Source organism: Saccharopolyspora antibiotica (assembly GCF_047200635.1).
Classification (GTDB): Bacteria; Actinomycetota; Actinomycetes; order Mycobacteriales; family Pseudonocardiaceae; genus Saccharopolyspora_C.
This window is the reverse complement of record NZ_JBJZOI010000005.1, coordinates 105,104-119,545: the sequence shown is the minus strand read 5'-3', so window position 1 is coordinate 119,545 and position 14,442 is coordinate 105,104. Positions and strand designations below refer to the sequence as shown.

12 protein-coding genes are annotated in these 14,442 nt (G+C 73.0%); 2 read left to right on the top strand and 10 right to left on the bottom strand.

From position 1 onward, the window contains the following. Window positions 1-280: 280 nt before the first annotated feature. The 5 genes from ACL03H_RS05045 to ACL03H_RS05025 form a co-directional block, all read right to left on the bottom strand. Window positions 281-1,150, bottom strand: a complete 870-nt coding sequence (locus ACL03H_RS05045) for an SRPBCC family protein (RefSeq protein WP_412810013.1) — start codon at window positions 1,148-1,150, stop codon at window positions 281-283. Between the two features lie 579 nt (window positions 1,151-1,729). Next, complete coding sequence (locus ACL03H_RS05040; RefSeq protein WP_412809895.1) at window positions 1,730-2,842, bottom strand: XdhC family protein; 1,113 nt, start codon at window positions 2,840-2,842, stop codon at window positions 1,730-1,732. Continuing rightward, complete coding sequence (locus ACL03H_RS05035; protein ID WP_412809894.1) at window positions 2,835-4,001, bottom strand: vWA domain-containing protein; 1,167 nt, start codon at window positions 3,999-4,001, stop codon at window positions 2,835-2,837. Before ACL03H_RS05035 ends, ACL03H_RS05040 begins: the two co-directional genes overlap by 8 nt. A gap of 36 nt (window positions 4,002-4,037) precedes the next feature. Then, window positions 4,038-4,940 (bottom strand): AAA family ATPase, encoded by a 903-nt coding sequence (locus ACL03H_RS05030; protein ID WP_412809893.1) that lies wholly within the window; start codon window positions 4,938-4,940, stop codon window positions 4,038-4,040. 223 nt (window positions 4,941-5,163) lie between these two features. Continuing rightward, entirely contained in the window at window positions 5,164-5,721 is a 558-nt protein-coding gene (locus ACL03H_RS05025) for a suppressor of fused domain protein (RefSeq protein WP_412809892.1), read from the bottom strand. 153 nt (window positions 5,722-5,874) lie between these two features. On the opposite strand from ACL03H_RS05025, the gene ACL03H_RS05020 reads away from it, so the two are divergent. After that, window positions 5,875-6,144 carry a PspC domain-containing protein gene (locus ACL03H_RS05020; protein WP_412809891.1) on the top strand — a complete coding sequence of 90 codons (270 nt, stop codon included), beginning with the start codon at window positions 5,875-5,877 and terminating at the stop codon, window positions 6,142-6,144. Here the strand turns inward: ACL03H_RS05020 and ACL03H_RS05015 are convergent, their stop codons facing one another. The 5 genes from ACL03H_RS05015 to ACL03H_RS04995 form a co-directional block, all read right to left on the bottom strand. Next, complete coding sequence (locus tag ACL03H_RS05015; protein WP_412809890.1) at window positions 6,145-8,163, bottom strand: beta-N-acetylhexosaminidase family protein; 2,019 nt, start codon at window positions 8,161-8,163, stop codon at window positions 6,145-6,147. It abuts the gene before it with no gap. 302 nt (window positions 8,164-8,465) lie between these two features. After that, window positions 8,466-10,103 (bottom strand): chaperonin GroEL, encoded by a 1,638-nt coding sequence (gene groL / locus ACL03H_RS05010; protein WP_412809889.1) that lies wholly within the window; start codon window positions 10,101-10,103, stop codon window positions 8,466-8,468. 302 nt (window positions 10,104-10,405) lie between these two features. Further along, window positions 10,406-11,740, bottom strand: coding sequence for a serine/threonine-protein kinase (locus tag ACL03H_RS05005; RefSeq protein ID WP_412809888.1), 1,335 nt, complete (start codon window positions 11,738-11,740; stop codon window positions 10,406-10,408). 132 nt (window positions 11,741-11,872) lie between these two features. Next, entirely contained in the window at window positions 11,873-12,076 is a 204-nt protein-coding gene (locus ACL03H_RS05000; protein ID WP_184483357.1) for a cold-shock protein, read from the bottom strand. Between the two features lie 298 nt (window positions 12,077-12,374). Beyond that, window positions 12,375-13,034 (bottom strand): TIGR00266 family protein, encoded by a 660-nt coding sequence (locus ACL03H_RS04995; RefSeq protein WP_412809887.1) that lies wholly within the window; start codon window positions 13,032-13,034, stop codon window positions 12,375-12,377. Window positions 13,035-13,130: 96 nt separating this feature from the next. On the opposite strand from ACL03H_RS04995, the gene moeA reads away from it, so the two are divergent. Then, window positions 13,131-14,375, top strand: a complete 1,245-nt coding sequence (moeA, locus tag ACL03H_RS04990; RefSeq protein ID WP_412809886.1) for a molybdopterin molybdotransferase MoeA — start codon at window positions 13,131-13,133, stop codon at window positions 14,373-14,375. Window positions 14,376-14,442: the final 67 nt, after the last annotated feature.

The following is a 14,442-nucleotide window of genomic DNA, read 5'->3' as shown; positions in this document are numbered from 1 at the left end:
CGCCGCGTCCAGGGGCGCACCACCACCGGCCGCACCCCGAACCCGCTCACCGGGCCGCCTGGCACCGATCCACCGACCTCCCCGGGGCCCGTCGCGCAGTCGCGATTTCTCGCGAAATCGCGTTCCTCGCACCGCCCGCCCCGCAACTTCGCGAGAAATCGCGGGCCCGCGGCGGGGCATCCCGCGATTTCGCGAGAAATCGCGGGGCTCGCGGCGGAGCGGAACGCTGGAACGCCGTCGGCTCGGCGGTCGGCTGGTCAGGAGATCGCGACCGAGGGAGTCATCGGCGGAGCCGACGGATGATCATGATGGCGAGCACCACCACCGCGAGAGCGGGCAGCGCGCGCTTGAGGACGGGAGCTCCGGCCGTCCCGAGGAGGTCGATGGCCTCGGTCTCGGGCATCGGAGTCGCAGCCGGCTGAGGCCGTCGCGGGACCGGCGCCTCGGCGGGAACCACCGTCGCGGTCCGCTCCGAGGCCGGGGAAGTGACCCGCCAGGCGGGAGAGCGGCCGACGCGCGCGCCCAGGTCCTCGGCGGCCGCCCCCGTTTCGTCGAAGGGGCGGTCGACGTTGGACGGGTGCCGCGCGGCGGAACGGGCGCGCTCCTCGTTCGCATCGGGCTCACCGCCACCGGAAGGCTCCTCCGCCCGGCCGGACTCCCGCTCCGGAGCGGACTCCACCGGTCCGGCCGACTTCGCGACCTCGGACGCCGCCTCGCCGCGGAGGCTCCGGGCCAGGTTCTCCGCGAACTGGTTCAGGATCTTCCCGCCCACTTCGGACATCAACCCGCGCCCGAGCTGCGCGGGCTTGCCCGTCACCTTCAGGTCCGTATCCACCTGCGCCGCCGTGCCGGAGCCCTCGGCGCGCAACGTGACCACGACCGTGGCCGAGGCCGTGCCGTTGCCCCGCGAGTCCTTCCCCGCGGCGTCGATCACGATCCGCCGCGCCACCTCATCGGTCTCCTGGAACGAACCCGTCCCCTTGTAGAGCAGGGAGATCGGCCCCAGCTTCACCTTCACCGCACCGGTGAACTCGGCGCCCTCGGCGGAGCCGAGCGTGGCACCTGGCATGCACGGAGCGACCCGCTCGGGATCGATGAGCGCCGGCCACGCGACGGCGACCGGGACCGGAACGGTGAAGTGGTGCTGCATCTGCACGGGACGAGTCCTCCTGGTAGATCGGCGACCGTGGCACCGGCGGGCGCGTGACGAGCGACACCGTCCGCTTCGCGCCAGTCTCCCCGCGCACGCGGCCACGCACCAGGGAGGTCGGTACGCCCGTCGGCGCACCGACCCTTCCTACACCCCGGTGGCCGCCACCACCGCCCGCCCGGTGCGGACCCCGGTGGCGCACCGCGCGGGCGGGCCGGAGCGGAAGAGCACGCCCTCGCCGGTCCGCTGAACGTGCCGACCTGGAGGTCCGCGCCGTGACCACGCGGGTAGGGCTCATCGGCACCGTCCTCGGTCATCCGGCCGGTCATGCTGGCCGAGGTGGCGCCGAAGCCGACGGCCGTACCCGGCCCGCACCGCGGTGCCACCCCACCCACGAGCCCCTGCGCCCCGCGATTTCTCGAGAGATCACGCCTCCCCGAGGGCACCGGACCGGCAACTTCTCGAGAAATCGCTCCACCGAGCGCGCGGGGCGGCCGATTTCGCGAGAAATCGCGGTGGGGCGGGGGGGTGATTTCGTGGGAAATCGCGGGGTGGGGAGGTCGCCGCCCGCGGCGGGCCTCAGCGGTGGATGGGGCCCTCTGTTTCGGTGAGGCGGTTTCCCCGGCCGCCCCACCGCAGCGCGATGAGCTCGGCCGCGATGGACACCGCCGTCTCCTCCGGGGTGCGAGCCCCCAGGTCCAACCCGATCGGCGAGGAGAGCCGGTCCAGTTCCGCCTCGGTCATCCCGTTCTCGCGCAGCCGCCGAATCCGGTCGTCGTGGGTGCGCCGCGACCCCATGGCGCCCACGTAGCCGACCCGCTGGCGCAGCGCGAGCTCCAGCACCGGCACGTCGAACTTCGGGTCGTGCGTCAGCACCATCACCGCGGTCCGCGCGTCCAGCCGCCCGGCCTCGGCCTCCGACTCCAGGTACCGGTGCGGCCAGTCCACGACGACGTCGTCCACCCCGGGGAACCGGCTGCGGGTCGCGAAGACCGGCCGCGCGTCGCACACCGTCACCCGGTAGCCGAGGAATCCACCTATCCGGGCCATCGCGGCGGCGAAGTCGATCGCGCCGAACACGAGCATCCTCGGCGGCGGCTCGAAGGCGTTCACGAACACCCTCATGCCCTCGCCGCGCCGCTGGCCCTGCGGGCCGTACTCCAGCACCCCGCTGCGCCCGGCGGCGAGCATCCCGCGCGCGTCGTCGGCCACGGCGTCGTCCACCCGGGATTCGCCCAGGCCACCCCGGGTTCGCTCCGGCCACACCAGCAGGTGAGCACCGACCCGCGCCGGATCGGGGTGGTCGACCACGGTCGCCACCGCCACCGGCTCTTCCTTCCGCACGGACTTGACCAGCGCGTCGAAGTCCGGGAACGATTCCTGGTCCACCCGCTCCACGAAGACGTCGAGGATGCCGCCGCAGGTCAGCCCGACGGCGAAGGCGTCGTCGTCGCTCACGCCGTAGCGCTGCAGCGCCGCGGGCTCACCGTCCAGCGCCGCCGTCGCCCGCTCGTACACCGCGCCTTCGACGCAACCGCCGGAGACGCTGCCGACGGCTTCACCGCCACTCGTCACCAGCATCGCGGCGCCGGGCGGGCGCGGTGCGGACCGGAAGGTCGCCACCACGGTGCCGAGGCCCACGGACTCACCGGCCTCCCACCGCTCGGCCACCTCGTCGAGGACGTCACGCACGGTCCACCTCCGTTGCGCCTGCTTCCCACTTCATGGACATCTCAGCACCGGGTCGCCCGGTCGCATTCCCACCGAAGCGCTCCACCTCGGCCCAGACTCGGCGCAACGAGTCCAGGCTGTGTCCCGTGACGAACGAGTCGAGGTGTGGTAGCGCGGCGACGATCCCGGCCTGCACCGGCCGGTAGCCGACCCGGCCGACGTGCGGGTTCGCCCAGAGCACGGCCCGCGCGAACCGCCGCAACCTGGCCAACTGCTCGCCGAGCAGGCTCGCGTCGCCGCGCTCCCAGCCGTCGGAGAACACCACGACCACCGCGCCTCGCGCCGTGCCGCGCTGACCCCACCGGTCCAGGAACGCCCGCAACGTCTCGCCGAGCCGGGTACCGCCGGAGTAGTCCGGCACCGCCCGGGACGCGGCGCGCAGCGCCTCCTCCGGATCGCGCAGCCGCAGCGGCCGGGTCACCCGCGTGAGCCGGGTCCCCAGCGTGAACACCTCGGTGCTCGCGGGCGCGCGGCGGGTCACCACGTGGGCGAAGCGCAGCAGTGCGTCGGCGTAGCGGCTCATCGAGCCCGAGACGTCGACCAGCAGCACCACCCGGCGCGGTCGACGAGTCCTGCGGTGCCGCAGCTGCCGCAGCGGTTCGCCGCCGGTGCGCAGCGCGGCGCGCAGCGTCGGGCGCGTGGCCAGCTGGCCGCGCCGGGACCGCCGCCAGCGCGCGGCAGGCCGGGTCGGCGGCTCGGGGCGCAGCCTCGAGAGCAGCTCGCGCAGGTGCTGGCGCTCCGCCTCGCCGAGCTCGGCGAGGTCCCGGTGGCGCAGCACCTCAGCGCCGCTCGCGGCCGCGCGCAGCGGAGCGTGCTCGTGCTCCGCACTCTCGGTCCCGGGGTCCAGCGCCGCGATCCGCGCCCGGCGCGGCTCGGCCGGGAGCACCAGCGCGGCAGGCGCATCCCCGCCGAACCAAGCAGCGAACGCGGCGTCGTAGCGGTCCAGGTCCTCGGGGCCCGAGCAGAGGGTCACCCGGCCCGCCCAGTACACCGCCGACCGTTCAGCGAGGCCGGTGTGCCCGGTGGCGGCGAGGAAGGCCCGCACCCGGTCCGGCCCGCACGACATCCCGGAATGCCGCAGCGCGCGGGCGAAGTCGACCAGGCCGGCGACGGCGTCCATGCCCTCATTCTGCCCGCGCGCCGCACCAGCCGTTGATCACGTCGGGGCGGCGCCGAGCTCGTCGAGCAGCCCGGAGCCGCGCACCCGGTCCAGGTCCTCCCGGTACTTCAGCACCGCGCCCAGGCTGGCGGCCGCCGTTCCTGGCTGGAGCTGGCCGCCCAGCTCCAGCAGCGCCCGCGCCCAGTCCAGCGACTCCGCCACACCCGGCGGCTTCACCAGCTCCAGTTCCCGCATCCGGCGCACGGTGGTGGCCACCTGCTCGGCGAGCCGCTCGTCCACACCGGGCAGCCCGCGGCGCAGGATCGCCACCTCGCGCTCCCGACCGGGGTGGTCGAGCCAGTGGTACAGGCAGCGGCGCTTGAGCGCGTCGTGCAGCTCGCGGGTGCGGTTGGAGGTCAGCACGACCACCGGCGGCGCGGGCGCCCGGACCTCGCCGAGCTCGGGAATGCTCACGGCGTGCTCGGACAGGACCTCCAGCAGGAAGGCCTCGAACTCGTCGTCGGCGCGGTCGATCTCGTCGACCAGCAGCACGCACGGCGCCTCCCGCAGCGCCCGCAGCAGGGGTCGGGCCAGCAGGAACCGGTCGGTGTAGAGCGAAGCCTCGGCGGCCTCGGCGTCCAGCGCGCCGTCCGCGGCCGCCTCCAGGGTGCGCAGGTGCAGCAGCTGGCGCGGGAAGTCCCAGTCGTAGAGCGCCTGGGCGGCGTCGATGCCCTCGTGGCACTGCAAGCGGATCAGCTCCACGCCCATCGCGGCGGCGAGGGACTGCGCCAGCGCGGTCTTGCCGGTCCCCGGCTCCCCCTCGCACAGCAGCGGGCGCCCCATCCGCAGCGCGAGGAACGCGGCGGTCGCGATGCCCTCGTCGGGCAGGTAGCCCACCCCGTCCAGCGCCGCGGCCACCTCACCCGGCGAGTTCCACTCCGCCGCACCGTCCTCACCCATGCCGCGAGCGTAGCCACCGGCACCGCTGGGCGGATCGGTCCCGACGACCGCGATTTCGCGAGAAATCGCCACAGCCGAGCGGGCACGACCGCGATTTCGCGAGAAATCACCCGCAGCCGAGCGGTCTGGGGCGCGATTTCGCGAGAAATTGCCGGGTCCGAGGGGGTGGGAAGGCGATTTCGCGAGAAATCGCGGGGTCAGGACGCGCCCGGGTGGTGCGGGGTCAGGCCGCGGAGGGGCGGTGGATGTCGGTGAGGTCCACGTGCCGCTGCTCCCACCGGTCGTAGAGGGCGTCCCGGCCGTAGCGGGCCACCAGCTGGGACTCACCGCGAGTGATCGGGAGCAGGGTGATCAGCTGAAGCACCGGAGCGCCATCGGCGTCGAGCAGCACGTCGAAGTCGTCCGCGAGGTAGGGGTGCGGCGCGGCCAGCGCGCCCGCGATCTCGGTGTCGGGCAGCAGCGCCCGATCGTTCATGATCAGCGCGCCGTAACCGACCCGGCTGCGGGACTCGGTGAGCAGTTCAGCGATCACCGCGGTCAGGTGCCGCCCGTAGCGCTCCTGATCGGCGTGCACGGTGCACAGCACCTCCTGCGGCAGCGGGGCCCCGGCGAGGTGCTCGCGCAGGCCGCTGGTCAGCACCGACACGTACGACCCGTCGCGGTGGTCGCAGTAGACCAGGTGGTAGCCGCGATCCCGGCCGTCCGCCTCCCGGGAGTCGGCGCCGCGCACCGGTCCGACGTACTTCTCGACGTGCGCGGGAAACCCGCTGAACCTGCTCATGCGCCACCCCTTTCCGCGGACCGATCATGTCACGCGGCGCGGCGGCCCCGCCGGGGAGCGGGTCGTCCCGGAGGTCTCGGGGTTCCGGGTTCCGGGGTCGGCCCCGGGGACTCCCCGAGTTCTCGGGCCGACCCGCGCTCCATGCTGGGTGTCATGACCGAGACGACGAACCGCACCGCCGAGGCCCCGCACGTCATCACCACCGCGCCCGAGCCCCCGGAATCCGGGAAGCCCGGGGGCGCGGCACGCCGGTTCCGGCGCAGGGCCGACGGGCTGCTCGCCGGGGTGTGCGGCGGCGTGGCCGACCTGCTGGGCATCGACGTCACCCTGGTGCGGGTCGGCCTCGTCGCCGCCACCGTCCTCGGCTTCGGCACGGGGATCCTGCTCTACCTGGCCTGCTGGGTCATCGTCCCGCAGGACTGATCAACCCAGCTGCGGCGCCTGCCGGATGAAGACGTCCAGCACGCCGTCGGCGAGCCGGACCGGCCCCTCCGGACGGGTCTCGCCCGGGATCGTCCGGATCTGCCCGGCTCGATCGGCGAGGTCTGCGGCCGCGGCGAAGCGCTCGTCGGCGACCGCCTGGTTGCCGTCCTCGCGCGCCCGCAAGCCGTCGACCGTCGCGAGGAACGCATCGCCCCACAGGTCGGTGGCCTGCAACCACGGCTCGGAGTCGGCGCTGAAGTCCGCCGGCGCCTCGGCGCGGATCTGTTCCGGGGCGTCCGCGACCTGCTGCGCGTAGGCCCGCAGCTCGGTCAGCGCCGCCACGCGGTCCCCGCCGGTCCACTGGGAGCGGAAGACGTCCAGCCGCCGCGCCAGCTCCGGTGCGGGCGGCTGCCACGGGGAACCGTTGGCCAGCGGCGACATCGCGTTGAGGTCGAAGAACACCAGCAGCGCCCGGGTCGTGTCCGGATCGGCCGCCGAGGCCGGATGCAGCGCGGCCGCCGGATCCGTGGCCAGGTAGCGGGCGGCGGCCTCGTGCGCGCGGCGCGGGTCGAAGTCGCCGTCGTTCCAGGCGAAATCGGCCGCGCCGATCTCGACGACCTTGCTGGCGGCCGCCTGGTTCATCGGGTTCACCACGTCGCCGACGACCTGCTCGCTCAGCCCGGGCTCGCGCTCCCCGTAGGGCCCGAGCAGCAACCGGCCGACGGACTTGTCGAAGTCGTTGACGGGGTAGTTGTCCCAGATGAACACCTTCCGGCCCCAGACCTGGGCGGCCTGCTCGGCGTCCGAGACGGTGATCCGCTCCGGGATCACGCCGTCGCCCGTCCACATCACGACGACGCGGGGGTCCAGGCCCTCGCGCAGGGCGGTCTTGTACGACGAGTCCTCGTAGTCGGAGTACTCGGTGGGCACCGTCTGCAGCGGGCGGACGTCGGGGTGGGTGTCGACGAACTCCCGCTGCACCCTGCTGAGCAGCTCCGCCTGGGCACGGCCCGCTGCGGCCTCACCCGGAGCCCCGTAGCGCTGCTGGTCCGCTCCGCAGTTCCACCTGGTGTAGGTGATGTCGTCCAGCGGCACCGAGAAGTCCCGCACTCCCGAGTCGTACACGGCCTGCAGCTTCGCCAGCAGCGCCTGGAAGTCGTCCGGATCGCTGTAGCAGATCGAGGTGCCCGGCGAGAGCGCGAAGGTGAACCGCACGTGGTGCGCCGCGGCCTGGCCGATGAGCTGCTGGACCTCGGCGAGCTTGTCCGCCGGGTACGGCTCGCGCCAGCGCTCCCGGTGGTACGGGTCGTCCTTCGGCGCGTAGATGTAGGTGTTGAGCTTGACGTCGCCGTAGAACGCGAGCTGGTCCATCCGCTCGCCGTGCGTCCACGGGCTGCCGTAGAAGCCCTCGATCGTGCCGCGCAGCGGCATCGACGGCTCGTCCACCACACCGACCCCGGCGATCCGGCCCGGCGAGGTGAGCTGGCGCAGCGTCTGCACCGCGTAGTAGGCGCCCGCCGGGGCGTCGGCGCCGAGCACCACGCTCTCCTGGCCGCCTCGGGCCGCGAGCACGTAGCCCTCCTCGGGCAACGGGGACGGTGCGCCCCAGCCGTTGCTCTGCAGGCCCTTCACGACACCGGGCGACATCCGGTCCCCGATGCGCACCCGCAGCGTCGCGTCCTCGGTGGCCGGGCCGGGCTCGCGCACGACCACGTCGGCGGCCCCGGCCTCCCGCAGCACGCGCTCGGCGAGTTCCCGCGTCGGGGCGTCCACGAAGGGGTCCACGACGAGCTCGACCGTGCCGCGGACCGCCACGTCGTCGCCGAGCCGCTCCGCCTTCCGCGGCTGCGGCACCACCTCCGGCACGCCCTCGGCCGGGTAGGACGCCGGTCCGGAGTCGCCGCCGGGCGGTTGCTGCGCGGGTGGCGCCGCATCGGTGCAGCTCGCGGCGATCAGCGCGGCGCTGAGCGCCACCGCCGCCGCACCACCGAACCGGCGCAGCGCACCTGGAATGGCCATTCGCCCGAACCTCCTCGCCCATGAACCACGCGTTCGGTGCTCAGGAGATCACATCGACCGGGTGCGCGGCGCGACCTGACCGGCTCGCGCCACCCGGCCCGTCCCCGGATCCCCCGTTCGGCGGGGCGTGCCGTCCCGCACACCCCGCCGGAGCGGAGTACGCGCCCGCGTCGGGCGGGCGGAACCGATCGCGCGGGCCGGTCCCCGGAAGGGGCCGAGACGCGAGGAAGGGCCGTCCCGTTCGGGACGGCCCTTCCTCGTGCGGTCTGGGGTTCAGCGCGAACCCCGGGAACCGGCATGGATCACATCATGCCGCCCATGCCACCCATCGGGTCGCCACCGGCGGCGCCCGCGCCAGCGGACTCCTTCTCCGGCTTGTCGGCGACGACGGCCTCGGTGGTCAGGAACAGCGCGGCGATCGACGCGGCGTTCTGCAGCGCCGAGCGGGTGACCTTGGTCGGGTCCGGCACGCCGGCCGCCAGCAGGTCCTCGTACTCGCCGGTCGCGGCGTTGAGGCCGTGTCCGACGGGCAGACCCTTGACCTTCTCCGCCACGACGCCGCCTTCGAGACCGGCGTTGATCGCGATCTGCTTCAGCGGGGCCTCGACGGCCAGCTTGACGCTGTTGGCACCGGTCGCCTCGTCGCCCTCGAGCTTGAGCCCGTCGAACGCGGACACGGCGGCCTGCAGCAGGGCCACGCCGCCACCGGCGACGACACCCTCCTCGACGGCGGCCTTGGCGTTGCGGACCGCGTCCTCGATGCGGTGCTTGCGCTCCTTGAGCTCGACCTCGGTCGCCGCACCCGCCTTGATGACGGCCACGCCACCGGCCAGCTTGGCCAGGCGCTCCTGCAGCTTCTCGCGGTCGTAGTCGGAGTCCGAGCGGTCGATCTCGGCGCGGATCTCGTTGACCCGGCCGGCGATCTGCTCGTCGTCCCCGGCACCCTCGACGATGGTGGTCTCGTCCTTGGTCACGACGACCTTGCGGGCCTGGCCCAGCAGCGGCAGGTCGGCGGTCTCCAGCTTGAGGCCGACCTCCTCGCTGATGACCTGACCACCGGTCAGGATCGCCATGTCCTGCAGCATCGCCTTGCGGCGGTCGCCGAAGCCGGGGGCCTTGACCGCGACGGACTTGAAGGTCCCGCGGATCTTGTTGACCACCAGGGTGGACAGGGCCTCGCCCTCGACGTCCTCGGAGATGATCAGCAGCGGCTTGTTGGCCTGCATGACCTTCTCGAGCAGCGGGAGCAGGTCCTTGATGTTCGAGACCTTGGAGCTCAGCAGCAGGATGTACGGGTCGTCGAGCGACGCCTCCATCCGCTCCGTGTCGGTGACGAAGTAAGGCGAGATGTAGCCCTTGTCGAAGCGCATGCCCTCGGTGAGCTCCAGCTCGAGCCCGAAGGTGTTGCTCTCCTCGACGGTGATGACGCCTTCCTTGCCGACCTTGTCCATGGCCTCGGCGATCAGCTCGCCGATCTGGCGGTCGCCAGCCGAGATCGCCGCGGTGGAGGCGATCTGGTCCTTGGTCTCGATCTCCTTGGCGCTCTTGAGCAGCTGCTCGGCGATCGCCTCGGTGGCCTTCTCGATGCCCCGCTTCAGGGCGATCGGGCTGGCGCCTGCGGCGACGTTGCGCAGACCCTCGCGAACCAGCGCCTGAGCGAGCACGGTGGCGGTCGTCGTGCCGTCACCGGCGACGTCGTCGGTCTTCTTCGCCACTTCCTTGACGAGCTCGGCCCCGATCTTCTCCCAGGGGTCCTCGAGCTCGATCTCCTTGGCGATGGAGACGCCGTCATTGGTGATGGTCGGCGCGCCCCACTTCTTCTCGAGCACGACGTTGCGGCCCCTCGGCCCGAGCGTCACCTTGACGGCGTCGGCGAGGGTGTTCATGCCGCGCTCAAGGCCGCGGCGGGCTTCCTCGTCGAACGCGATCATCTTGGCCATTGCGGTGTGGTCCTCCACCTATCTGGACGCCACGAAAGGCAGATGCACCCCGTGGCAGGACTCTGTGCTCGGCCAGGCTCGGTGCCCGCGACGGACGACCGGTCACGCACCGCCGTCGTGTGGCGGAGCGCGGACGGCCTCACCGTCCCGACCTGGCACTCAACTGCGCTGAGTGCCAGATCCAGGTTTAGCACTCACGCTCGGCGAGTGCAAGCCGCTGCGGCGCGCAGCGCCCCCAACCAGCCACTATTCCCCCCGTTCGGGCCCAACTCGGCCACTCGTCGGGGTGGCGGAGGCCATGTTCAGCGGGTGGTCGTCGGAACCTCGGTGGGCAGCCCGCCGGTGGACCGGGACGAGCTCACCTCACCGCCCGCACCGCCGCTGGCCCCGCCGGAACCCCCGGAGGCCAGCGCGATGAACACGATCACGAGCACGATCGCGGCGACCGCGAGCACCAGCGGCACCAGCCACTTGGCCGAGCCGCCGCCCCCGTTCGTCGCGAACGAGGAGGACTGCACCGGCATCGGCGGACGCAGCCGCACCGGGTCCCCGCCCGGGCCGGCCGGGCGCTGCGGCATCGGATAGGGACCCGAGTGCTGCGGCCCGGGCTGCTGCGGCCCGGGCTGCTGCGGGCCGGTCGGCTGCGGCCCGGTCGGCTGCGGCCCGGTCGGCTGGGGCCCGGAGGGCGGACCGGCCTGCCGGGGGCCGCCCTGCCGGGGACCGGGCTGCTGCGGCGGCCGCTGGGCGGGCAGCGGCCCGGAGGCGGGACCCGGCGCGGGCGTCGTCCGCTTCGTCGGCGCGTCCGGGTGCGCGTTCAGCGCGGCCTTCGCCGCCGCCATCAGCTCCTTGCAGGTGTCGTAGCGCTGGTCGGCCTTCTTCGACATGCCCCGGCGCAGCACCTCGTCCAGGCCCACCGGCAGCGACACCAGCGACAGCGCCGAGGGCGGCGCGGAGTTCAGGTGCCCCTGGATGACCTCCTGCACCTGCCCCTGGAACGGCGGCCTTCCGGTGAGGCAGGCGAACAACATGCAGCACAGCGCGTAGAGGTCGGTGCGGCCGTCGACCGGCTCGCCGCGCAGGTGCTCCGGCGCGGCGTAGGTCGGGGAGCCGAGGAAGTCGCCGGAGCTGGTGCGGTGCCCGGTGGCGCCGCGCCGGGTGAGCCCGAAGTCGGCCAGGTACACGTGCTCGCTGGAGGACTCCCGGGAGGTCACCAGCACGTTCGCCGGTTTGAGGTCGAGGTGCACCAGACCGCGCTCGTGCAGCATGTCCAGCGCCTCGGCGACCTGGCTGAGCAGCTCCAGCGCCCGCGGCGGCGAGATCGGGCCGTCCTTGATCAGGCTGGCCAGGTCGGAACCGTCGACCAGCCGCATCGCGATGTAGAGCATCCCGTCGACCTCGCCGAAGTCGTACAGCGGCACGATGTTCGCGTGGTCGATGGCCGAGGTGTTGCGGGCTTCGTCGACGAACCGCTCGCGGAACTCCGCGTCCCCGGTGATGTGCTCGCCCATGATCTTGAGCGCGACCTTGCGACCCAAGCGGGTATCGGTCGCCCGGTACATCACGCTCATCCCGCCGCGGCCGAGCACTCCGTCGATCTTGTAGTGGCCGAGACGGCGCCCGGTGAGGTCTTCCGACACGTCAGGAAGCCTAACGCCCCGCGATCATCCACGTCCGCGGGTTCGACGACTCGCCACCGGATCCCCGCTCGCAGCCCCGGACGACCGGTGGCCCGCCCCCAGCGCGAGGGGCGGGCCACCGGTCGGCGAGCTTCAGACCTTGCGGACGCCGTCAGCCTGGCTTCGGCCGTCGCGCCCCGCCTTCACCTCGAATTCGACCCGGTCACCTTCGGCGAGGGTGCGGAAACCGGACATGTTGATCGCGGAGTAGTGCACGAACACATCAGATCCACCATCAGTGGCGATGAAGCCGTACCCCTTCTCCGAGTTGAACCATTTGACCGTGCCGACCGCCACGGCGTCCTCCTCGTTGAAATGCGATGCACGGCGCCCCGATAAAGCGCCGATGGAGCACGGATGACGCTACCGGAGTCCGCCCGGTTCGTCCGCTACCGACCATTGCGACTTTTCCGCGAAATACTGGTCCAAACGAGTGCATTTCCTGGCCACTGCGCGTAGCCGGAGCGATTCCCGTACCCCGATTCGCACGAGGGAAATTCGCGGAATATTCCACCGTTCCGAACGGTCCCGGAATCGGTTTCGCGCGGAAAGTCGCGCGGAACCGAGAACGTCGCCGGGCAGCCCGGCTCCCGAATCAGGAACGCGCCGCGCCGCGCGAATGCAGCCAGCTCGCCAGCGAACGGGGGTCCCGCGTCTGCACCAGCACCTGTCCCGGGCCCGCGAAGTCGAACACCAGGCCCGCACCGGACTGCAACGACTGGTCCGCACCGTGCTCGGCCTGGCGCAGCCGCGTCTGCACGGCCTCCCCGTAGGCCAGCACGTGACCGGTCGCGACGGTGAGGAACTCCCCCGGCTGCAAGGTCATCACGTCCAGCGCACCGCAGCAGGCGAGCACCACCGGCCCCTGCCCGGACAGGTGGCTGAGGAAACCGCGCTTGTCGCCGAAGAGGTTCCGGAACCCGGACCACTGCTCGTCGGCCTGCACGCCCGACGCCGAGGCCAGCCACGCCGAGCTCGCCACGCACCATCCCTGGTCGTCGAGCTCCAGCACGTGCAGGTCCCCGGGCAGCGGGGACGCGACGTCCACCCAGCCGCCCTGCTGGCCCGCGGTGCAGGTGGAGGCGCCGGAGCCGCCCCTGGTCCAGGACTTCAGCAGCCCACCGGCGCGCGTCTCGACCGCGACGCCGTAGCTGGTCGCGAGCATCGATCCCGCAGCGATCCGGACGGGCTCGCCGGACGCGAGCAGCAACCGGGCCACTCCGAACGACGGCGTGTGCCGATTCCGTACCTGCACGGCCCCTCCTTCCAGCGCCGCTCACACGATCGCAGGCAGTCTGCCACGGGCACCCGGGCGACTTTGGGCACGCCGGTGGCGACAACCCCGCACCCGATGGCCGATGATCGGGGCGTGCCCCACGCAACTGGACCCTCCGCCCTGACCCCGGTCTCCGAGCACCGGGCTCGGATCGCGTCGCTGATCAGCCCGGCTCCGGTGGAGTCCCGGGCGCTGGCCGACTGCCTCGGGCTGGCGTTGGCCGAGGACCTCGTCGCGGCGATTCCGCTGCCGCCGTTCGACAACTCCGCGATGGACGGCTACGCGGTGCGCTCCGTCGACGTCACCGAAGCGGCTCCGGAGCGCCCGGTGGTGCTGCCGGTGAGCGAGGACCTGCCCGCCGGGCGGATCGACAGCCCGCCGCTGCAACCCGGCACCGCGCACCGGATCATGACCGGCGCCCAGATGCCCTCCGGCGCGGACGCCGTGGTGCCGGTGGAGCGCACCGACGGCGGCACCGCCGAGGTCGAGGTGCGCGCGCCCGCTCAGCCGGGCGCGAACCTGCGCCGCGCGGGCGAGGACGTGCGGGTGGGCACGGCGGTGCTCGCCGCCGGTACATCGCTGGGCCCGAGCCAGCTCGGCATCGCCGCCGCGGTCGGCGCGGCGCGGCTGCCGGTGCGCAGGCCGCTGCGGGTGCTGGTGCTCTCCACCGGATCGGAGCTCGTGGAGCCCGGATCGCCGCTGCGCGCCGGGCAGATCTACGAGTCCAACGGCCTGATGCTGGCGACCGCCGTGCGCGAGGCCGGAGGCGTCGCCGAGCTGCTGCGCTTCGTGCCCGACGACGTGGCCGCCTTCCACGCCGCGCTCGCACCGCACCTGGAGCGCACCGACCTGATCATCACCTCCGGCGGGGTCAGCGCGGGCGCCTACGAGGTGGTCAAGGACTCGCTGTCCGGCAACGGCGTCGAGTTCACCAAGGTCGCCATGCAGCCCGGGATGCCGCAGGGCGCGGGCCGCTACCGGGGCGGGCCCGCCGTGGTGGCGCTGCCCGGCAACCCGGTCAGCGCGATGGTGTCCTTCGAGGTCTTCGTCCGCCCCGCGCTGCGGGCGGCCGCGGGCCACCACCGCGCCGAACGCCCCGTCCGGAAGGCGACGCTGACCAGCGCCCTGCAGGCCCCGTCCGCCCGGCGGCAGTACCGCAGAGCGCTGTTCGACCCGGAGACCGCGACCGTGGCCCCGCACGGCGGTCCCGGATCGCACCTGCTGTCCGCGATGGCCACCGCCAACTGCCTGCTGGAGGTGCCGGAGGACGCGGTGGAACTACCGGCCGGTTCCACAGTGGACGTACTTCTGATGGATTGACGTCCCGCAGTTTTCCGCCAAGACTGCCAGCGCACCACCGGCGCCCCTGGCGGCGCCGCGCGGTTCC